The sequence below is a fragment of the Ruegeria sp. HKCCA5463 genome, from assembly GCF_013034175.1.
GTDB lineage: Bacteria > Pseudomonadota > Alphaproteobacteria > Rhodobacterales > Rhodobacteraceae > Ruegeria.
This window is the reverse complement of record NZ_WQFL01000003.1, coordinates 1-19,855: the sequence shown is the minus strand read 5'-3', so window position 1 is coordinate 19,855 and position 19,855 is coordinate 1. Positions and strand designations below refer to the sequence as shown.

Sequence of the window (19,855 nt, the reverse complement as noted above, 5' to 3'; positions counted from 1 at the left end):
CGCAGCCGCGCCCCTATCGATCATCGCCCCCAGGGCCGATATCGTCCAGGTAATCCTCATCGATCGCTGCCTGCACCGCGCCTGTTACCGCCTCACGCTGTTTCGGCGTCAGGTCATCGGCCTCTTTGCCGTCTGCCAACCTCACGGTGACTTCGCGATGCGCGAATTTGATGCCTTCCCGCGCGAACAATTCGCGAATTTCCTGATAGACCTTCTTGCGCACCAACCACTGATCGCCCGGTTTGGTCATGAACTTGACCCGGATGATCATCGCTGAATCCTGCATCTCGATCACGCCTTGGGACTTCAGCGGCTGTATGAAGTTTTCGCCGATCACAGGATCGCTCAGCAACTCCTGCCCCAGCTTCTTGATCAGCTTTCGCACCTTTTCCACGTCAGTGTCATAGGTCACGCGCAGCGGCAGTTTCATGATCACCCAGTCACGGGAATAGTTCGTCAGAACCTTGATTTCGCCAAAAGGAATCGTGTTCAGCGCGCCAAGATGGTGACGCAGCTGGAAGGACCGGACCGAGATTTTCTCGACCGTTCCCTTGACGTCTCCGATATCGATGTACTCACCCTTCCGAAAGGCATCATCCATCAGGAAAAACGCCCCGGAAAAGATGTCTCGTACCAGTGTTTGAGATCCGAAACCGACAGCCAGACCAACCACACCGGCACCGGCAAACAGCGGGCTGACATTGATACCAAGTTCCATGAGAACGATCAGCATGATGGTCACGACCACAACGGCCAGAATTGCGCCGCGGAACAATGGCAGCAGCGTCGCCAGCCGGCTTTGCCCGCCTTCCCCGCCCTCATCGCCCAGTTCGGCCTCGGTGCCATCATCGACTTCTTCCGCTATCTTGCTGTCGATCCAGATGCGAAAGAAATGAAACAGGATGTAGCCGATGAAGATGATGACCATTACATCCAGCACGCGTGCAACTGGCAGGTCCTCGCTCCAGTCCGCATCGGGGTACCAAATCACCACAAGGGCATAGACACCAATCACAAAGGCCAGAATTCCAGCTACCCGGCGCGCCAGATCCTCATAGGTCAGAAGATACTGTTTGCGCTGTTCTGCCTCGGGCGTTTCCACGGGCTCGGCATCCGCTTCGGCAGCGGCGGTTTCTTCGTTTATCTCGTTGATCTTGCGCGAACGGTCAAAATACCGCTCCAGCACGTAGTTCATCGCACCATAGGCAACGACGACGGACATGAAGATCATATAGCTGCTTGCGATCAGCGGCAGCGGCGTTGGGTTCTCCAGTGCAAGATCAACCGCCAGACGGAACCAGCTGAACACGACATAGACGATCAGTGCAGGTGCCCAGCCGAAGGATACGAACCGCAACAACCACGAGACCTGATCCGGCGCTCTTCCGCCCCGGATGGCATTTGAAATAGCCCGGGCATTGAACAGGATCATCAGAATATTGCCGAAAGCGCCCACCATTGTCAGACAGCCATAGACCATGGCGTAGACGTTGTAGTTCAGCCCGAAATCCGCAACCCAGGTCGAAAACAGAACAACCGTGATGTCATAGGTCGCGAGTGCCGAAGCCCACAGATACAGCCGCTTGGCGTCCCGGTCCGAGAACGGTGGCAGCCGGTATTGACTCAGGTAAGGTGACAATACCATCCGCCACAGATCGGACACCGTGCGCGACAGGAAGAACGCCGTGAAGATCGCCGTGACCGTGAACTGGATCGAGATATCGTCCGCTTCGCCAAAAAACAGGTATCCGACGATCAGGGCCATGAGCATGGCAAATATCGTCGCTCCGATCCCCATCAGGAACCGGAACAGAAGGAAGGGCATCTTTTCTCGGTAACCCTGCGGTTCATCCTTGATCCGCGCCACGACCCAGCGGCGCGCGATGCGTTTCCCGTATATCTCGATAGACAGCCAGCGGCCCAACAACAGGAACAGAATGTTCCAGCCCAGAACTTCCACATAGGTCTGAATGCGACCGTCCGGACTGGTCTGGCGCAGGATATACTTCACTTCGAACACCGAATACGGCAGCGCCTCAAGCCGTGATTGCATGGACTCACGGAATTTCGAGAACCGCTCCTGCGCCTTCATCAGCTGCGATCCCTCACCCATGGGATTGTTCGAATCGCCCGCCGCATCATTCGTGCCCGCATCCGTGCCGCCTGCCGTTGTCACAACCTGCCCGGCGCTGTCGATGACAATCACACTGGCCCCGGCTTCGCTGGCGGCGCGAATTGCGGCAGCCAGATCGCTTTCCGGCGAGGACGCAGACGAACTGTCCGCGTTGTATCCCGGAATCAAGGATGTTTGCGCTGAAACGCTGACCGGAAGCGCCAGTACAAAAGCCCACAAAGCCAGAAGTGTTGCGGCCAGAAAGGTATGTTTCATGGGGTTTTGCATCCAGTTTTTCCGATAGCGGTCAGATTACAGAAGGGTTTCAGACAGTTCAAACGCTCGGGCGCACCCTGCTCAATATCGTGTCCGGGCGTGTTCTTGGCGCACTGCCCGATTCCGGATGTTTTCAATCTGGCGAAAATTGAATATGAACGGGATCTGTAGGCCCTGCCCCTTTGCCAGTTCACCGGTTCTTTTGCGATCCCTCTCAAGCCTTGGTGCGACATGACGCGAAACCGTCAATATGCTGTTGCCAAATCGCAATGCTTGGAACATTTGCGGAAGAGCAATTCCTCCTTTGGCAAGCGTGACGGGGATATATACAGTAACGCTTGCAAACGCGCGGATTTCGAACCGGGATCAAGAAGACAGGCAACACTATGAGCCTAGGCAAAACCAATTCCAAACCGGGCCGCGCACCGCGTATCCTGTTTTACAGTCACGACACGTTCGGGCTGGGCCATCTTCGCCGGTCTCGGGCTTTGGCGGCCGCGATCACGCAGGCGGACCAAAGCGCATCCGCGCTGATCCTGACGGGATCACCCGTGGCCGGACGGTTTACCTTTCCCCGTCGCGTTGACCACGTGCGCCTGCCCGGTGTCACCAAACGCGCAGACGGGTCTTATGCTGCACGCACGATCGGGATGGGCATCGAAGAAGTGACCGAGTTGCGGTCGGGTCTGATTCAAACCGCTGTTCAGCAGTTCGACCCTGATGTGCTGATCGTCGACAAGGAACCGACGGGGTTCCGGGGTGAGCTGCTGCCGACATTGAACCACCTGCAACAGAACTGCGGAACCAAAATGGTGCTTGGGTTGCGCGATGTTCTGGATGAACCCGAAGTCCTGGCCGCCGAGTGGGCGCGCAAGGAAGCTGTTGAAGCCACCGAACGGTTTTATCACGAAATCTGGGTTTACGGTTTGCAGTCGATTTACGACCCGACAAAGGGGTTGCCGCTGAGCGCCGCGGCACAGTCCCGCATCCACTGGACGGGATATCTGCGCCGCGATCTTGGTCCGGTCGGCGAGCCTCCGAAACAACCCTATATCCTGATCACGCCCGGCGGCGGCGGCGACGGCAAGGCGATGGTCAACCTCGTCCTGTCTGCCTATGAAAAAGATCCAAACCTGTCGCCGCGGGCGGTTTTGGTCTATGGCCCCTTCCTGTCCGGTGAGTTGCGCGAAGATTTCGAAACCCGCGTTGCCGCATTGAACGGTCGCGTCACCGCCGTTGGTTTCGAATCCCAGATTGAAACACTGTTTGCAGGCGCCGAAGGCGTCGTCTGCATGGGCGGCTACAACACGTTCTGCGAGGTTCTGTCCTTTGACAAACGCGCCGTCATCGTCCCGCGCACCACGCCCCGACTGGAACAGTGGATACGGGCCTCGCGTGCAGAAGGGCTGGGCCTTGTCCGAATGCTGGATGAAAACCGGGATGGCCTGACGCCCGAGGCGATGATCCGCGCCATTCGGGAACTGCCGCACCAGTCCCTGCCGTCCCAAGCCATCCAGAGCGGATTGCTGGACGGGCTGGACTATGTCACCGACCGCATCGAGAGCCTGCTGACCTGGGAACAGGAACGAGCCACCGGATGACCTCAGATTTTCCTAGATTGGCGGTTGTGGTCAAAGGCTGGCCACGACTGTCTGAAACTTTCATTGCGCAGGAACTTGTCGCCTTGCAGGATGCCGGGCATCATTTTGACATCTGGTCTTTGCGGCACCCGACCGACACGAAACGCCATCCTTTGCATGACCGTTTCACAGGGCAGGTCCGATACCTTCCCGAGTATCTTCATGACGAACCCAAACGGGTCTGGGCGGCACGGGCTTTGGCCCAAACGCTTCCCGGTTACGACAGGGCCTATCGGATCTGGCGTCAGGACTTGAAGCGCGACCCGACACCCAATCGCATCCGCCGGTTTGGGCAAGCCTGTGTTCTGGCCGCTGAATTGCCTGCCCGGACGCAAGGGTTGTACGCTCATTTCATGCACACGCCGTCTTCCGTTGCCCGTTACGCCGCCATCATGCGCGGATTGCCGTGGAGTTTTTCGGCTCATGCCAAGGATATCTGGACGTCGCCGGATTGGGAAAAACGTGAAAAGCTGCAAGCCGCATCCTGCGGGGCCACGTTCGGCGCCACCTGCACGGCCATCGGAGCCGAGCATCTGCGCAGCCTGGCCGATGACCCCAAGCGCGTGGACCTGATCTATCACGGTTTGGACCTGTCTCGCTTTCCCAAGCCCCCAAGGCGAAACCTGCGGGCTGCGGGCAGTCCTTTTCACATGATTTCCGTCGGGCGGCTGGTCGAGAAAAAAGGCTTCGATCGTCTGATCGCGGCCTTTGCATTGCTGCCCGATGACCTGAACTGGCACTGGACCCATATCGGCGGTGGCGTGTTGGGTGACGCTTTGCGGGCACAGGCGAACGCAGCCGGCATCGCGAACCGGATCACCTGGAAAGGGGCCTGCGACCAGCCCGAAGTCATCGAAGCGATGCGTGATGCCGACCTGTTCGTTCTGCCCAGCCGCATCGCGAAGGACGGAGACCGCGACGGGTTGCCGAATGTGTTGATGGAGGCCGCGTCTCAGCTGTTGCCAATCCTGTCGACTCCGGTCTCGGCGATCCCCGAGTTTATTGAAACCGGAACGCATGGGGTTTTGTCCGATGACGACCCCTCTGCACTTGCAGAAGCCATGGAACGTTTGTCAGCCAATCCGCAGCAAGCGTCAAAGATGGCGCATGCGGCCTATGATCGCCTGATCGCCGAGTTCCGGATGGCCCCCGGCATCGCACGGCTGTCTGAACGCCTCAATTCCATGTGCATGGAAAACGCGTAATGGCGCGGGTCGCGTTTTATGCCCCGATGAAATCTCCTGACAGCCCGAAACCTTCGGGCGACCGTGAAATGGCCCGGAATCTTATGCAGGCGCTGACCGCCGAGGGTGATACGGTCGATCTGGCGTCCGACTTGCGCATCTATGACAAAAGCGGCGACGAAGACCTGCAACATGCCCTGAGGCGTGCGGCAGAAGAAGAAGCGAAACGACTTATCTCTGACATGCCATCAGATACCGGTCTGTGGGTGACCTACCACAACTATTACAAGGCACCTGACCTGCTGGGCCCTCGGGTTTGCAAGGCGCGTGGCATTCCCTATGTGCAGCTGGAAAGCACCCGCGCATCCAGTCGGTTAAACGGGCCGTGGGCTGAGTTTGCCAGGGCGGCGCATCAGGCCTGCGATGCAGCGGATGTGATCTTTTATCACACGGCCAACGACCTGATCACTTTGCAGCGGGATCGTTTTGGCGATCAGGCTTTGGTCGAATTGCCTCCGTTCCTGCCAATGGCCGAATTGCCCCCCGCCGCCATCGGGGGCAAACCCATGCTGACCGTCGGCATGATGCGGTACGGGGACAAGCTGGCGTCCTATCAGATATTGTCCGAAGCCCTGGCGCATTTGACCGGGGACTGGCACCTGAACATCGCAGGAGACGGCCCGGCGCGCAGGCAGGTTGAAGCCCTGATGGCACCATTCGGACATCGGGTGCGTTTTCTGGGTCAGCTTGACCGGGAAGAACTGCAACGCGCCTATCAACAGTCATCTCTGCTTGCATGGCCCGGAGTGAATGAGGCTTACGGGATGATTTACCTTGAGGCGCAGGCCGCGGGATTGCCTGTCGTCGCGCAGGATCGGCCCGGTGTACGCGATGTTTTGTCCCCTGTGGCCTATCCGTCTGTCGAAAGCGGTGCAAGGGGATTTGCGGATGGCATGCAAGCGCTTCTTTCGGATTCCATGCTGCGCCACTCTCTCGGCGCTGCGGCACGCAACTACGTGGCAGAGCGCCACCTGATGCCACAGGCGACCGAGCGCTTGTGGGCAACCCTCCGACCCCTGCTGAAGGACGCATCATGACCCGGCTTGCACTGCTCCGCCACGGGCACACCCATTGGAACCGCGCGGGACGGATCCAGGGGCGCAGCGACATACCGCTGGACGATGACGCCCGAGCCGAACTGGCAGGCTATGGATTGCCGCAGGACTGGGCCAAAGCTGACATCTGGTCCAGCCCCCTGCACCGCGCCAGTGAGACGGCGCGGATTGTGACAGGTCGCGACCCGAACACCTCGGACGCGTTGACCGAGATGAACTGGGGCGATTGGGAAGGTCAGCGCGGGGTTGACCTGATCGCGGACACATCCAGCGGATATCGTCATATCGAGAGTTGGAGCTGGGATTTCCGCCCACCAAACGGGGAAAGCCCGGCCGAGGTTCGGGACAGGCTTGACCCGTGGCTGTCCGAGTTGCGGCAGGATACGGTCGCGGTCTGCCATATCGGTATCATGCGGGTCATTCTGGCTCAGGCCTGGGGTTGGAATTTTGAAGGGCCTGCCCCCTTTAAGATCAAACGCAATCGGCTGTATATCGTCGACATGAAAACAATGACCGCCGCCGCCGACCCCGTTCGCCTGATCAAACGCGAGGCCCCGCAATGAAGGTGATGATCATCGTCACGCACCTGTTGGGCACCGGGCATCTCAGCCGGGCGCTGACATTGGGGCGGGCCTTTCGGGATGATGGCCACGACGTCATGGTCGTGACGGGTGGCATGCCCGCGCCGCAATTGGACAGCACGGGCATGACCCTGTTCGGCTTGCCGCCACTCAGGTCAGACGGAACCAACTTCACCCGTTTGCTGACCGAAAGCGGCGACGAGGCTGACGCGGCCTATCACGCCACGCGCGAGGCCGCCCTGGTGCAGGCGGTGAACAGCTTCCAGCCGCAGATCCTGATCACCGAGCTTTACCCCTTTGGTCGCCGATCACTGTCGGCCGAGTTCGATGCGGCCCTGAATGCGGCAAGCGCGTTGCCTGAGCGTCCCGTCATTCTCGGATCGGTCCGCGACATTCTGGCTCCGCCCTCCAAACCCGCCAAGGCCGAGCGCGCGGATGAAATCGTGTCTCGGTATTATGACGGCATTCTGGTTCATTCCACCGAAAGCGTTACGCCCCTGTCGGTCAGCTGGCCGGTGTCGGACCGATTGGCCAAGCGACTTCACTACACCGGCTTTGTGGCGCCTGCATTGCCCCAACCTCACCCCGACGCGGCGGGCCAGGATGAAATCCTGGTCAGCGCTGGCGGCGGATCCGTCGGGCAACCGATCTTTCGCGCGGCCATCGAGGCCGCCAGAAAGATGCCCAACAGGCGCTGGCGCCTGCTGGTCGGTGGAACGGATGCAAAGGCTCGGATCGCGGAATTGTCCCGGATGGCCGAAGGTGCTTCGGTTGTTCTGGAACCGGTGCGACCGGATTTCCGCCAGATGCTGCCCCTGGCAGCGGCATCGGTAAGCATGTGCGGCTACAACACTGCCATGGATATCCTTCAAAGTGGTACCGCCGCCGTGTTTGTACCTTTCGACGACGGCAAAGAGGTGGAACAAGGGCTGCGCGGGCAGAGCCTGTCCGATCTGCGCGCAATCGAAGTTCTGGAAAGCAGAGCGTTGAGCGGGGCGACATTGGCTCGGGCGGTGGAGCGTGTCGTGGCCGACGGCCCCCGTGTACAACAGGATTTCGGTTTTCACGGGGCCATCCAATCCGTTCACATCGCCAGGCGCCTGCTGGAGCAGCGTACATGAACCCCGACTGGCGCCCACTTGACGTCGAGTTGAACCATTGGCGTGCCGAAAGCTTGCCCTTGCCTGTGTGGTGGCGCGATGATGATGCCATTGCGCCAACACCGCAATTGGACCGCCTTTCCGAGCTGGCCGACAAACTGGGCCTGCCCGTGCATCTGGCCGTCATTCCACGCGACGCGACGCCCGCGCTGGCGGAATACGTTGCCGCGCGCGCGTCTCTTGTTCCGGTCGTACACGGGTGGGCGCATACAAACCATGCGCCCCACGGCGAAAAGAAGGCCGAGTTTCGGCTCGACCGTCCGCTGGACGTGATGGTGACGGATGCGCAGGCCGGGATGGCGCGTCTTCGGTCCCTGTTTGGTGACAATATGCGACAGATGTTCGTGCCCCCCTGGAATCGCATTGCACCCAAGATGGTCAAACAGTTGCCAAAGCTGGGATACCGCATCCTGTCCACCGCAACGCCCCGCAAATCACGTCTGGCCGCACCGGGGCTTGAGCAGATCAATACCCACCTTGATCCGATCGACTGGCGCGCGTCGCGTGGCTTGATCTCACCCGACGCCCTGATCGCACGGACTGCTGGTCTTCTGCGAGACCGACGCGAAGGCCGTTCAGACAACACCGAGCCCTTCGGCATATTGACCCATCATCTGGTCCATGATCAGGACATCTGGACCTTTACCGAGGCCCTGCTGCGCAAATTGCTGAGCGGGCCCGCCACAGCCTGGGTCGCGCCAGAGAACGAATGAGGACATCACCATGAGCCGATTGGATTCCATGCTGCGCCGACTGACGGCCCAACGCGACGGATTGAACTGGGCGGCCGAGCGGATCAGTGACCAGCCGGGGGATGTGCTGGATATGGGCCTGGGCAATGGCCGCACCTATGACCACCTGCGTGAAATCCTGCCAGAGCGCCGGATCTGGGTGATGGACCGGATCCTGCAATGCCATCCGGACAGCACCCCCCCGGCCGAGGATTTCCTGCAAGGTGAGGCTGAACCGATGCTGCTCAGACTGGCGGCCGACAGGCATAGGATCGCGCTGGCGCATTACGATTTCGGACGCGGCATCAAGCACGAGGACGTCGCCGAAGCAGAGCGTCTCAGCCCGCTGATCGCAAAAGTCATGCAGCCCGGAGGGTTGTTGATTTCAGGTCAGCCCCTGGTCGGCTTTGCCCAGATCCAGGGGCCCAAGACAATCGCCCCGGACCGTTACCTGTTCTACACGGCCTGATTACGCCACACGTCGACCGCGCACCCAGACCGAACTCGGGACGGGTACACCCGCGCGCATCCGGAAGCGGATGACATCGGCGCGGGCGTCGGCGCGCAACTCGCCCCGCTCCTCCAACCCTGCGGCCCGAGCCGGGGCCAGCGTTACCGTCTTCATCCCCCGCGCCAGGTCGCCCCAGATCTCGCCCAGCCTAACCGCCGAAAGCAACAAGGCCGACGGCACATAATCCGAAGACAGGATGTCCAGATACCCAAGCTGGGCCAGCTCACAGGCCGCAACATTGCCAGAATGCGATCCCCCACGGATTATGTTCGGCGCACCCATCATGATCTGAATGTCGTTTTCGTGGCAGGCGCGTGCCGCCTCGACGGTCGTGGGGAACTCGGCCAGACGGATACCGTGACCTGCGGACACTTTCACCTGATCTTCAGTCGTGTCGTCATGGCTGGCCAATACTGCTCCGAAACGGCGGGCAGCTTTGACAGCTTCGACCTCGTGCAGTGCGCCATTGCGATCTCGAAGCCCTTTCAATTGCGCCACGTGCTGAAAGAACGTGTCATCATCCATGGCATATTTGCCCTTCAGAAAGGTCTCCAGCTTGCCCATATCTCGAAACTGACGCTGACCGGGTGTGTGATCCATTATGGACACAATGCCAACCCTGTCTTCCGGTCCAAATTCGCTCAGCTCTTCAACCAGAGTTTCCGAACACACCTCGGCCCGCAAGTGCAGAAAGTGGCTGATCTTGAGCGCATCCTGTTCGCGCAGATCCCACAACTCCTGCGACAGGCCGCGGGCGTATTTCCCATACCGCCGCGCGCCCGACGGGATCGATCCAACCCGCATGGCATCGAACACTGTCGTGATCCCGGCGCCGGCCAATTCCGCATCATGCGCAAGAATTGCGGCGGCATGGGGCCAGTTCACCTGTGGGCGCGGTTGAATGTGACGTTCAAGGTTGTCCGTGTGCAACTCGACAAGCCCTGGGCTGACATAGTCGCCTTCGCAATCTATCGCGCCCGCGGGAACCCTGTTTCCGGTGTCGATTTCAGCGATGGCCTCACCCACAATCCGGACACTGCCGGTTACGGTTTCATTCGGCAATACAAGCGTGGCATTGGCAAGGATCAAGTCTTCTGTCATCTGAACTTCACGCATGTTGAGACCGAGGAAGGCTACGCAAAAGGAGGCCGATATGACATTCACGCGATACGCGATCTATTTTGCGCCGCCCGCGGGAAAGGAATGGGCGAAATTTGCAACCAGCTGGCTGGGTTGGGACATGGAGGCGGGAAAGCCGGTTGCCCATCCGATTGTCGAAGGCATCGACGTTGCCGCCGTCACGGAGGTGCCGCGCAAGTACGGGCTGCACGCGACACTGAAGCCACCGTTCAGACTGCGCGACGGCAAAACGTTCGAAGCCCTGCAAGAGGCGTGCATATCGCTCGCCTCCCGCCAACCGACTGTGTCGCTGGGTGGCCTCGAGATCGCTCGGTTTGGCCGCTTTCTGGCCCTGCGCCCGCTGGGTGAGACGCGGGCACTGAATGCGCTTGCCGCGGCCTGTGTTCGGGAACTGGACAGTTTTCGTGCGCCCACCTCCGAGGCCGAACTGGCCCGCCGCCGCGCCGCCGGGTTGACCCCAGAGCAAGACGCCAACCTGGTTCAGTGGGGCTATCCTTACGTACTGGACGCGTTCCGCTTTCACATCACGCTGAGCGGCAAGCTGGACAAACCGACCCTGAGAGCAACTCGGAACGCGCTGCAAACCCATCTGGCCCCATTGCTGCCGCAGCCCTTCCAGATCACGGATCTGGCCCTTGCGGGCGAGGCTGAGGACGGGCGCTTCCACCTGATCCATCGCTACGCGCTCTCCGGTTGAAGCTGCGACAGGATTTCGGCAACCGTATCTTCCATCGCACCGGAGTTGTCGATTTCCAAGACCCGGTTCAAACCGTTGGGCAAAGACGTTTGGGCCCGGTCCAGACGCCGCGTCTGTTCCGCCTTGCTTTCCCGCCCTCTTAAGGACAAGCGTTCGGACAGAACCTCGGGCTTTGCCGTCAGGGAAATCACGATCAGATCACCAAACACTTCCTGCGCCTGAAGCAACACCGTTCGTGACAGGTTAACCAGAACGGCCTCGGCCACCTGCCGCTGCCGCGTGATCGTCTTCGGTACGCCGTAATACAGCCCATGCGCATGCCAACTCAGCGCAAACGCGCCATCCCGTTCCATCCGCTGAAATGTTTCGGCCGAGACGCGGTCGAAATCTTCGCCGTCTTCGCCTTCGGGACGGGTAATCACCCGCCGCAGCCTCTGAACACCCGGCGTCCGGGCCACCAGCGCGTTCATTACGCTGTCCTTTCCGACCCCCGAAGGACCCACGACCGCTATGACCGGAGCAAGCGTCATGCAGCCATCCCCGGCGTGAAGTCCGAGACATCGACCTCGCGGTCACAGACCCGTTCGCGCGCGTCGAGATCGTGAAAAATCCCGACAATCGTCACGCCATTGTTCTTGGCCTCTTCGATCAGGGACAAAACGGTTTCCCGGTTCTGCGCATCCAGGCTTGCGGTCGGTTCATCCAACAGCATTGCCGGATATTCATGCGCAAAGCCCCGCGCAATGTTCACTCTCTGCTTTTCGCCGCCCGAGAAGGTCGTCGGGCTGAGGGTCCACAGACGTTCGGGAATATTCAGCCGTTTCAGCAACCCGGCTGCCCTGTCCATTGCCACTTGCCTGTCACAGCCCACGGCCAGCAGCGGCTCTGCCACAACGTCCAACGCCGACACCCGAGGCACGACCCGCAGGAACTGGCTGACATAGCCCAAGGTGTCACGACGCAGCAACAAGATCTGCCGCGGTTCAGCCCTGGCCACGTCCAACCCTGCGACCAGCACCTGACCAGTGGCCGCCAGATAGTTGCCGTAGATCACACGCATCAGCGTGGATTTGCCTGCACCCGACGGCCCGGTCAGGGCGACGCACTCACCCGGCTCCACTTTCAGAGACGCGCCTTTCACCACCGGGATCGTGGCGCCGCCCTGATTGTGCAGGGTGAAGCTCTTGCTGACGTCAACAAGTTCAATCATCGCTTCATCCTTCCCCAAAGCCTCAAACCTGCAAAACGCTGGACACCAGCAACTGCGTATAGGCATGTTGCGGGTCGTCCAGTACCTGATCCGTCAACCCGGCCTCGACCACGCGACCGCTTTTCATCACCATCAACCGATCCGCCAACAGACGCACCACGGCAAGATCATGGGTGACGATGATCGCACTCAACCTCATCTCACGCACGAGTCCGCGCAACAAATCCAGCAAACGCGCCTGCACCGACACATCCAGACCACCGGTCGGTTCGTCCATGAACACCAGCCGAGGACCTGTCACCAGATTGCGCGCGATCTGCAAACGTTGCTGCATCCCGCCCGAAAACGCGCTGGGGCGGTCATCGACGCGGCTCTCGTCAATCTCTACCCGGCCCAGCCAGTCAATGGCCTTGCCCCGAATGCTGCCATAGTGGCGTCCGCCGACGGCCATCAGCCGCTCGCCAATGTTGCCTCCGGCGCTGACAGACATCCGCAACCCGTCGCGCGCGTGTTGATGGACAAAGGCCCAGTCGGTGCGGCTCAGCATCCGGCGCTCTGGCTCGGACATTGTGACCGTATCGACCGGGCCGTCTGCACAGGTATCAAAGATCACATGCCCGGCATCCGGCTTCAGAAGGCCGCCCATACAGTTGAGCAAGGTCGACTTGCCCGACCCACTTTCACCAACGATTCCCATCACTTCTCCGGGGAAGAGATCAAAATTCACATCCGCGCATCCGATCCGGCGGCCATAGCTTTTTTCAATGCCTTTGACTTGCAACAGAGGGGTCATTGCGCGTTCCCTTCGGCCAATCGACCTGCATGGCCCGCCTCGCGGCGTGACCGGCAGTAATCCGTGTCGGAACAGACAAACATCCGGTTGCCCGCGTCATCCGTGATGACCTCATCCAGATAGCTGTCTTCGGCCCCGCACAGGTCGCAGGGATGATCGGCCTTGGTGGCCTCGAACGGGTAGTCCTCGAAATCGAGGCTCACGACTTTGGTATGCGGCGGCACCGCATAAATCCGCTGCTCGCGCCCGGCGCCAAACAGCTGGATCGCGTCCATCTCAAGCTTTGGATTGTCGAATTTCGGAATTGGGGACGGGTCCATGACATAGCGTCCAGCCACGTTCACCGGATAGGCATAAGCGGTCGAAATCGCCCCGTGCTGGCTGATATCCTCGTACAATTTCACATGCATCAGCCCGTATTCCTCAAGACTGTGCATCTTGCGCGTCTCGGTCTCGCGCGGTTCCAGAAAGCGCAGAGGTTCCGGAATCGGCACCTGATAAACGATGATCTGGTCTTCGCGCAACTTCGCCTCGGGGATGCGGTGGCGGGTCTGAATGATTGTGGCCTGTTCCGTCTTTTCCGTGGTGGCGACCCCTGCGGTGTTTTCAAAGAACTTGCGAATGGATACGGCGTTGGTCGTGTCGTCTGCGCCCTGATCGATCACCTTGAACGTATCCTCGGGCGTCAACGTCGCGGCTGAAACCTGTACGCCCCCGGTACCCCAGCCATAGGGCATCGGCATCTCGCGGCTGGCAAACGGCACCTGATACCCCGGTATGGCCAGGCCCTTGAGGATCGCCCGCCGGATCATTCGCTTGGTTTGTTCGTCCAGATAGGCGAAATTGTACGCGCTCATAAGCAGCCTCTTTCTGAAAGAGCGCGTTCAAGCGCGTGCGGCGCGGTGAAGTGGATCCCATCCATGCCCACCGCACGCGCGCCTTCGACATTGTGCGGCCCGTCATCGATGAAAATGCAGTTCTCGGGTGAAAGCCCGGCCCGCTTGCACAGCAGATGGAAAATCTCTGGCTGAGGCTTCAAAAGCTTCTCCTGCCCCGACACGACGGTGACACCAAACACTTCGCCCAATTCGGGATGTGCCCCCACGCCGACAGGCCAGGTTTCCGCTGACCAATTGGTGATCGCGTGAACCGGAGTGCCTTTCTCTTTCAGGCGGTAAAGCAGGCGCCAGCTTCCCTCGATCTTTCGCGGAACGGTTCTGGCATAACGTTCAACGTAAACACTGAGGCGCTGCCGATCTTCCGCATTTTCCAGTTCAGCGGCCAGATCGGCGAACATCTCTCCTCCATCGGCCCGCAGGTTGCGTTCGGGGAAATTGATGCGCGCCAGGAACTCTGCCACCGCCTCGCGGCTGCCCATCTCCTCCAGCCATGCCAGATGCGGATCCCATTTGACCAGCACGTTTCCGATATCAAAAACGACGGCTTTCATTCCATGGCCTCCTCTGACATGCGCTCTTCGGCCTTTCGACGCAGTTTGCGGACCAGTTCCAGCTCGGACTGGAAATCGACGTAATGCGGCAGCTTGATATGTTCGAGAAAGCCGGTGGCCTGAATGTTGTCCGCATGGCTCAGGACAAACTCTTCATCCTGCGCGGGCGCACCCACGTTGTCTTCACCCAACTCTTCCCACCGCAAGGCCCTATCGACCAGCGCCATCGCGATGGATTTTCGTTCAGACTGGCCAAAGACCAGCCCATATCCCCGCGTGAACTGCGGCGGTTCCGTTTTCGAACCGGTGAACTGGTTCACCGTTTCACATTCGGTCAGCTCGACCTCGCCAATGTCGATGGCAAAGCCCAACTCGGGGATGTCCAGCTCAACCACGACCTTGCCGATACGCAATTCTCCGACAAAGGCGTGGTTGCGGGCGTAACCGCGCTGGGTCGAATAAGCCATGCCCAGCACAAAGCCCTCATCCCCACGAGTCAGCGACTGAAGGCGCACCGGGCGGGTGGACGGGAACTCCATCGGTTCACGGGTCAGATCGCCCGGAACGTCATCGCGGGCAGGTTCATCCTGAATGATACCCTCGCCTTTCAGGAATGCGGTAATATGTGGCATCGGTTCCAGCCGCACAGGGCCTTCAGGCGCCTTTGGAACTTCGCCCTCGGCCGCCAGCTTGAAATCCAGCAATCGGTGGGTGTAGTCGAAGGTTGGCCCCAGAACCTGACCACCGGGGGCATCTTTGAACGTGGCCGAGATCCGGCGATCACAGGCCATGTCGCCGGTTTTGACGGGGTTGGAACAGCCGAAACGAGGCAGGGTCGTGCGGTAAGCGCGGACGAGGAAAATCGCCTCGATCAGATCGCCGCGCGCCTGTTTGATCGCGAGCGCAGCAAGGTCGGGATCGTATAACGACCCTTCGGCCATGACCCGGTTCACCGCAAGGCTCAACTGTTCACGGATCTGCGCGAGGCTCAGTTCCGCGACATCTGTCGCACCACGGCGTTCTTCGGCAAGCCACGCATGGGCATTCTCGATGGCTTTTTCGCCCCCTTTGACCGCGACGTACATGGCTTACCCCCTGGACCTGATTTGCGTGCTACGCGGCAGAGCTGCGACCGCCTCACCGCAGGTGAAGAAAAAATCACACCCCAAAGGGTAAAGCAGCGCATTGTTCTGAAGAGCCGGAACATCCGGCAAAGAAAGCCGCGCCGTGTCCCGGATGCCGGGGCCCCTCAGAACCGCACCATTCTGCTCCAGGCGCCTGCATTCCACAACAAGCGTCGCGGACCGGTCCGGGTATTCCGGCGTCCCGATACGATAGGTGTTGAGTGGCGCCAGTGCATCCCACGTGCCAAGGGCAAAATCAGCCTCTTCCGCCGCCACCATCGGTGTACCCGTGTGAAAGGTCAGCCATTCGCGCACCACATCGGTGTCGGCTTCACCCGCCAGGTGAACGTTTGTCTCGGCGTCGCAAAGCGTCAGGAGCAGCGTGCCGGCCGCGACGGACAAGGGCGCAGGTGGTTCACAGCCAGTCAGGGCGCGGATTTCACCCGGACGCGCCATGACGGTCATGGCCGCGCGGAATGCATGTGCCGCGTCGACAGGTGCGTCTTGAAAGCCCCCCGAGAACCGCATTTGATCAGACATCAGTCTCCCCCCCGAGCCAGCGTGAAAAACTCGACCTTGGTGGCCGCTGCCTTTGCGGCGCGCGCTGTCTTGATCGACTGCATTTGCAGCCTCAGCGGATCAAGCAGCCGTTCCTGCAAATCATCAGCAGCGGCCGTCTGCATCATCGCATCAATCAATGCCGCCGCTTCTGCCTTGGATTTCGACCTACCCTGAACATATCCGTGACCGACCGTACCATCCTGCAACACGACCGAGCAGCGCGTAACGGTCATTTCGCCCAGGTTGAACAAAGCGCCGGTTCCTCTGATGCGGCCACGCACCATGACACCACCCACCTCGGGCCTGCGCAGCCATTCGAAACTCGGGCAGTCCTGAATACCGTCCCACAGCGCCATCAGGGCGGCGTCCGGCGCGCGCGCCAACAGACCCATCCATTCCTTCCGTGCCTTGATCCCGATTTCCGTCTGGTTTGCCATCAAAGCCTCTTGGACAGGTTGTCTACATGAACTATACAACTAGACAAATGTTAACTGACAGGTTGTCAAAACGCAATCTGCGACCGTTTGAAGGTTTGGTGGTATGAGCAAAACGCCGATCTGGAAAAGTATTGCCCTGCGCCTGACGTCGGACATCGCCGAGGGGCGCTATCAAACCGGAGATCGCCTGCCGACCGAAGCCCAGCTGGCCGCCACCTATGGCGTCAACCGCCACACGGTACGGCGCGCTTTGGCTGACATGTCTGATCAGGGTCTGGTTCACGCTCGGCGCGGTGCGGGCGTTTTTGTTGCGGCACGGCCAACAGATTATCCGATCGGCAAAAGGGTGCGCTATCACAAGAACATCTCGGCCAGCGGCAAGATACCGGGCAAGAAAATCCTGGCTTTGACCACGCGCGTCGCCGATGAAGCCGAAGCCGAAGCTCTGGGCCTGAACAAGGGTGATCCAGTGCACGTCTATGACGGATTGTCCCTGGCGGATGGGCAGCCCATAGCCCTGTTTCAGAGCGTTTTCCCGGCGGAACGGTTTCCTGAAATCTTGCAGACATTGACCGAAACCCAATCCGTCACCAAAGCGCTGCAAGCCTGCGGCGTCAGGGATTACGTCCGCGTGTCGACTCGCCTGACCGCGCGCGGGGCGACCGCGACGCAGGCGTTGCAACTTCGATTGTCAGAAGGTGCTCCTGTTCTCTTCTCGGTCGGCGTCAATGCCGACCCGGATGGACGGCCAGTCGAGTACGGCCGCACGGTTTTCGCGGGTGAGCGTGTAACGCTGACCCTGAACGAGGTATAAGCCAACAAAGGTTCTCAGCCGCATCCGACCGCCGGTCCCACCTCTCAGCCCATTGGGTCAAATGCCGCGCGGTGAGAGTTTTGTGGCAACACAGCGTTTGCGGGGGCTATCCATCCCACCGGCTCACGGGTATACGCATCCGCGACTCTTCAGCTGATACGAGGCCACCATGAGCTTTGACCGCACCATCAAGATCGCGCCGTCTATCCTGTCCGCCGATTTCGCCAATTTCGGACAGGAAATTCAGGCCATCGAAGCGCAGGGCGCCGACTGGGTTCATGTTGACGTGATGGATGGCCATTTCGTTCCAAACCTGACCTTTGGCCCTCCAGCCGTGAAAGCCTTTCGCCCGCATGTGAAAACGGTGATGGACGTTCACCTGATGATCACGCCGGTCGATCCCTACATCCAGGCCTATGCCGATGCTGGAGCGGACATTCTGACCGCACATGTCGAAGCCGGCCCCCACACCCATCGCACCTTGCAGGCCATTCGCGGCGCCGGAATGAAAGCCGGCGTTGCGCTGAACCCCGGCACCCCAGCCGAAGCGGTCGAGCATCTGATGGACCTCATGGATCTGGTTTGCGTGATGACCGTGAACCCCGGCTTTGGGGGCCAGAAATTCATCGACATGACCGGCAAGGTCAAAAAACTGCGTCAGATGATCGGTGATCGTCCGGTGCATATCGAGATTGACGGTGGCGTCGACCCGAAAACCGCTCCGCTTGTGGCAGCGGCAGGTGCGGATGTGCTGGTGGCCGGTTCCGCGGTATTCAAGGGCGGATCGGTTTCAACCCCACAGATCTACGGAGACAACATCCGTGCCGTCCGGGCAGCTGCTGAATCAGCGCTGTCCTGATTTGCAATCACCGGCGGCTGTTAGCAAGACTGTCTGCCGCCGGTATGGATCGCAGCGCTTGTCAAACAAGGACTTAAGCCCGCGCGGAACGCGCCCAAATAAGGCGCTCTGCCCGTTTCCTTGACTTTGCGGTTGAGAGGATGACAGACGCGCATCACCACCCTTCATCAAACCCAATTGGCGGGAAACATCCCACCTTGACGTTTTTGTTGAGAACCCGCGTGTATTGGTGAGGTTCGCAGGACTTGGCAGGGGGCGAAATGCGACCAGGACCCCAATACAGTCTGTAAAATGGGTGATGAGCCACCGCGCAACGTAAAAACCGATAGACCCTACCCAGTTTCAGGATCGTTTTGGGATTGACCCAGTTCCGCCAACTCGCTCCAAACCGCATCCGGAATAGCCCAGTTGGCCCATTCGAATGTTTGGTCCACATGTTGCGGCCATGTCGCCCCGCAGATTGTTGAAGCAATGTCTGCGTTCTTGACTGAGAACTGCAACGCAAGCGCCCCCAACGGTACATCGTAACGAGAACAGATACTCTCAACTGCACGAACCGGGCCCAGAACGGCTTCGGTCGCCTGCTGATAGACGTAATAATGATGAGCAGAGCTTCCCTTGGCCAAAATTCCTCCGGAATAGGGCGCCGCATTCAGAACCGCCACACCATTGGACCGCGCAAGCTCGATCATTGGAGCGGAGTTCACGTTGACCACCGTATGCCTGTTGTGTGTCAGAAGGACGTCAAACTCGCGATCACGCAGCATCGGCATCAGGACGTCAATCCGGCCGCCTGCAAGCCCCACTGCCTTCGCCAGACCTTCTTCCTTGATCCGGAACAGCTCATCAAGTGCACCGCCGGTGCCGGTCACCTCTGAAATATCTGCAGCGTATTCGGGGTCATGTAGATGGAGAATATCCACCTGTTCCACCCCGAGGGCCTCAAGACTTGCTTCAAGTGACCTTCGCGCTTGTGACGCATCAAACCTGTTGCTCTCCATGTCCCGGTCCAGTTTCGTGGACAGAACCCGGCCTTCAGGCCACCCCCCCAGTTCACGAATGACTTGCCCGATACGCTCTTCACTTCGACCCATCGCGTACCCACGCGCTGTGTCAATGAAGCCATCCGGGCGCTGGAGAATTGCCCTTATTGTGTCCAGCGCACGGCCTTCGTCTACCTCGTAACCATATATCTGAGGTATGCTTCCCAGGCCTGTTGAACCGAACCCTATTTGCGGCAGCCTGACTCCAGTCCGGCCGATTTCAACATGCTTGGTCATCCCACCATCCTCCCCTACAGGACATTTCTGACTGCAATTTTGTCGAGGGTCGCCGTTCAACGCAAGCTTGGCGTATTGGCTTGCTATCTCGAAATCGAGGGAAGCACGGCATTTGAATCCTAACAAAAAGGGCGCCCCGCGGGGCGCCCTTTCCGTCTGATCATTCGCTTGCGCGAATT

Annotated in this window: 21 protein-coding genes; 10 read left to right on the top strand and 11 right to left on the bottom strand. The window is 59.8% G+C overall.

Features of this window, described 5'->3' with window-relative positions:
- Positions 1 to 13: 13 nt before the first annotated feature.
- Entirely contained in the window at positions 14 to 2,389 is a 2,376-nt protein-coding gene (locus tag GOW09_RS08310) for a mechanosensitive ion channel family protein (RefSeq protein ID WP_152457134.1), read from the bottom strand.
- A 386-nt stretch (positions 2,390 to 2,775) separates the two neighbouring features.
- On the opposite strand from GOW09_RS08310, the gene GOW09_RS08305 reads away from it, so the two are divergent.
- The 7 genes from GOW09_RS08305 to GOW09_RS08275 are packed head-to-tail and all read left to right on the top strand — an operon-like array spanning position 2,776 to position 9,269.
- Entirely contained in the window at positions 2,776 to 3,990 is a 1,215-nt protein-coding gene (locus GOW09_RS08305; protein WP_171117324.1) for a glycosyltransferase family protein, read from the top strand.
- The gene (locus GOW09_RS08300) at positions 3,987 to 5,234 is read left to right on the top strand and encodes a glycosyltransferase family 4 protein (RefSeq protein ID WP_171117322.1); all 1,248 of its coding nucleotides are present in this window, start codon (positions 3,987 to 3,989) and stop codon (positions 5,232 to 5,234) included. Before GOW09_RS08305 ends, GOW09_RS08300 begins: the two co-directional genes overlap by 4 nt.
- Complete coding sequence (locus GOW09_RS08295; protein ID WP_171117319.1) at positions 5,234 to 6,310, top strand: glycosyltransferase family 4 protein; 1,077 nt, start codon at positions 5,234 to 5,236, stop codon at positions 6,308 to 6,310. The genes GOW09_RS08300 and GOW09_RS08295 overlap by 1 nt, the downstream gene beginning before the upstream one ends.
- On the top strand, positions 6,307 to 6,891 hold the full coding sequence (locus tag GOW09_RS08290) for a histidine phosphatase family protein (RefSeq protein ID WP_171117317.1): 585 nt from the start codon (positions 6,307 to 6,309) through the stop codon (positions 6,889 to 6,891). Before GOW09_RS08295 ends, GOW09_RS08290 begins: the two co-directional genes overlap by 4 nt.
- Positions 6,888 to 8,030 (top strand): glycosyltransferase family protein, encoded by a 1,143-nt coding sequence (locus GOW09_RS08285; protein ID WP_171117315.1) that lies wholly within the window; start codon positions 6,888 to 6,890, stop codon positions 8,028 to 8,030. Before GOW09_RS08290 ends, GOW09_RS08285 begins: the two co-directional genes overlap by 4 nt.
- Entirely contained in the window at positions 8,027 to 8,782 is a 756-nt protein-coding gene (locus GOW09_RS08280) for a polysaccharide deacetylase family protein (protein ID WP_171117313.1), read from the top strand. The genes GOW09_RS08285 and GOW09_RS08280 overlap by 4 nt, the downstream gene beginning before the upstream one ends.
- Positions 8,783 to 8,792: 10 nt before the next feature.
- On the top strand, positions 8,793 to 9,269 hold the full coding sequence (locus tag GOW09_RS08275; RefSeq protein ID WP_171117311.1) for a class I SAM-dependent methyltransferase: 477 nt from the start codon (positions 8,793 to 8,795) through the stop codon (positions 9,267 to 9,269).
- Here GOW09_RS08275 and GOW09_RS08270 read toward each other — a convergent pair whose 3' ends face one another.
- Positions 9,270 to 10,412 (bottom strand): alpha-D-ribose 1-methylphosphonate 5-triphosphate diphosphatase, encoded by a 1,143-nt coding sequence (locus GOW09_RS08270; protein WP_171117309.1) that lies wholly within the window; start codon positions 10,410 to 10,412, stop codon positions 9,270 to 9,272.
- A 52-nt stretch (positions 10,413 to 10,464) separates the two neighbouring features.
- On the opposite strand from GOW09_RS08270, the gene GOW09_RS08265 reads away from it, so the two are divergent.
- A complete protein-coding gene (locus GOW09_RS08265; RefSeq protein WP_171117307.1) occupies positions 10,465 to 11,148 on the top strand; it encodes a DUF1045 domain-containing protein in 684 nt (227 codons plus the stop codon).
- Here the strand turns inward: GOW09_RS08265 and phnN are convergent.
- The 8 genes from phnN to phnG are packed head-to-tail and all read right to left on the bottom strand — an operon-like array spanning position 11,130 to position 16,723.
- A complete protein-coding gene (phnN, locus tag GOW09_RS08260; protein WP_171117304.1) occupies positions 11,130 to 11,678 on the bottom strand; it encodes a phosphonate metabolism protein/1,5-bisphosphokinase (PRPP-forming) PhnN in 549 nt (182 codons plus the stop codon). The two genes, GOW09_RS08265 and phnN, sit on opposite strands and share 19 nt — an antisense overlap.
- Positions 11,675 to 12,358, bottom strand: coding sequence for a phosphonate C-P lyase system protein PhnL (phnL, locus tag GOW09_RS08255; protein WP_152457124.1), 684 nt, complete (start codon positions 12,356 to 12,358; stop codon positions 11,675 to 11,677). Before phnL ends, phnN begins: the two co-directional genes overlap by 4 nt.
- A gap of 22 nt (positions 12,359 to 12,380) precedes the next feature.
- Positions 12,381 to 13,151: a phosphonate C-P lyase system protein PhnK gene (gene phnK / locus GOW09_RS08250; protein ID WP_171117301.1), complete on the bottom strand. Its 771-nt coding sequence runs from the start codon at positions 13,149 to 13,151 to the stop codon at positions 12,381 to 12,383.
- Positions 13,148 to 14,008: an alpha-D-ribose 1-methylphosphonate 5-phosphate C-P-lyase PhnJ gene (locus GOW09_RS08245; protein ID WP_171117299.1), complete on the bottom strand. Its 861-nt coding sequence runs from the start codon at positions 14,006 to 14,008 to the stop codon at positions 13,148 to 13,150. The genes phnK and GOW09_RS08245 overlap by 4 nt, the downstream gene beginning before the upstream one ends.
- On the bottom strand, positions 14,005 to 14,601 hold the full coding sequence (locus tag GOW09_RS08240; RefSeq protein ID WP_171117297.1) for an HAD family phosphatase: 597 nt from the start codon (positions 14,599 to 14,601) through the stop codon (positions 14,005 to 14,007). The genes GOW09_RS08245 and GOW09_RS08240 overlap by 4 nt, the downstream gene beginning before the upstream one ends.
- On the bottom strand, positions 14,598 to 15,686 hold the full coding sequence (locus GOW09_RS08235) for a carbon-phosphorus lyase complex subunit PhnI (RefSeq protein WP_171117295.1): 1,089 nt from the start codon (positions 15,684 to 15,686) through the stop codon (positions 14,598 to 14,600). Before GOW09_RS08235 ends, GOW09_RS08240 begins: the two co-directional genes overlap by 4 nt.
- Before the next feature lie 3 nt (positions 15,687 to 15,689).
- Positions 15,690 to 16,265 (bottom strand): phosphonate C-P lyase system protein PhnH, encoded by a 576-nt coding sequence (phnH, locus tag GOW09_RS08230; protein WP_171117293.1) that lies wholly within the window; start codon positions 16,263 to 16,265, stop codon positions 15,690 to 15,692.
- Positions 16,265 to 16,723, bottom strand: coding sequence for a phosphonate C-P lyase system protein PhnG (gene phnG / locus GOW09_RS08225; RefSeq protein ID WP_171117291.1), 459 nt, complete (start codon positions 16,721 to 16,723; stop codon positions 16,265 to 16,267). The genes phnH and phnG overlap by 1 nt, the downstream gene beginning before the upstream one ends.
- 103 nt (positions 16,724 to 16,826) lie before the next feature.
- On the opposite strand from phnG, the gene phnF reads away from it, so the two are divergent.
- Complete coding sequence (gene phnF, locus GOW09_RS08220) at positions 16,827 to 17,537, top strand: phosphonate metabolism transcriptional regulator PhnF (RefSeq protein ID WP_171117289.1); 711 nt, start codon at positions 16,827 to 16,829, stop codon at positions 17,535 to 17,537.
- A gap of 169 nt (positions 17,538 to 17,706) precedes the next feature.
- Positions 17,707 to 18,396: a ribulose-phosphate 3-epimerase gene (rpe, locus tag GOW09_RS08215; RefSeq protein WP_171117287.1), complete on the top strand. Its 690-nt coding sequence runs from the start codon at positions 17,707 to 17,709 to the stop codon at positions 18,394 to 18,396.
- 332 nt (positions 18,397 to 18,728) lie between these two features.
- Here the strand turns inward: rpe and GOW09_RS08210 are convergent, their stop codons facing one another.
- Positions 18,729 to 19,676, bottom strand: coding sequence for an aldo/keto reductase (locus GOW09_RS08210; RefSeq protein ID WP_171117285.1), 948 nt, complete (start codon positions 19,674 to 19,676; stop codon positions 18,729 to 18,731).
- Positions 19,677 to 19,855 lie beyond the last annotated feature (179 nt).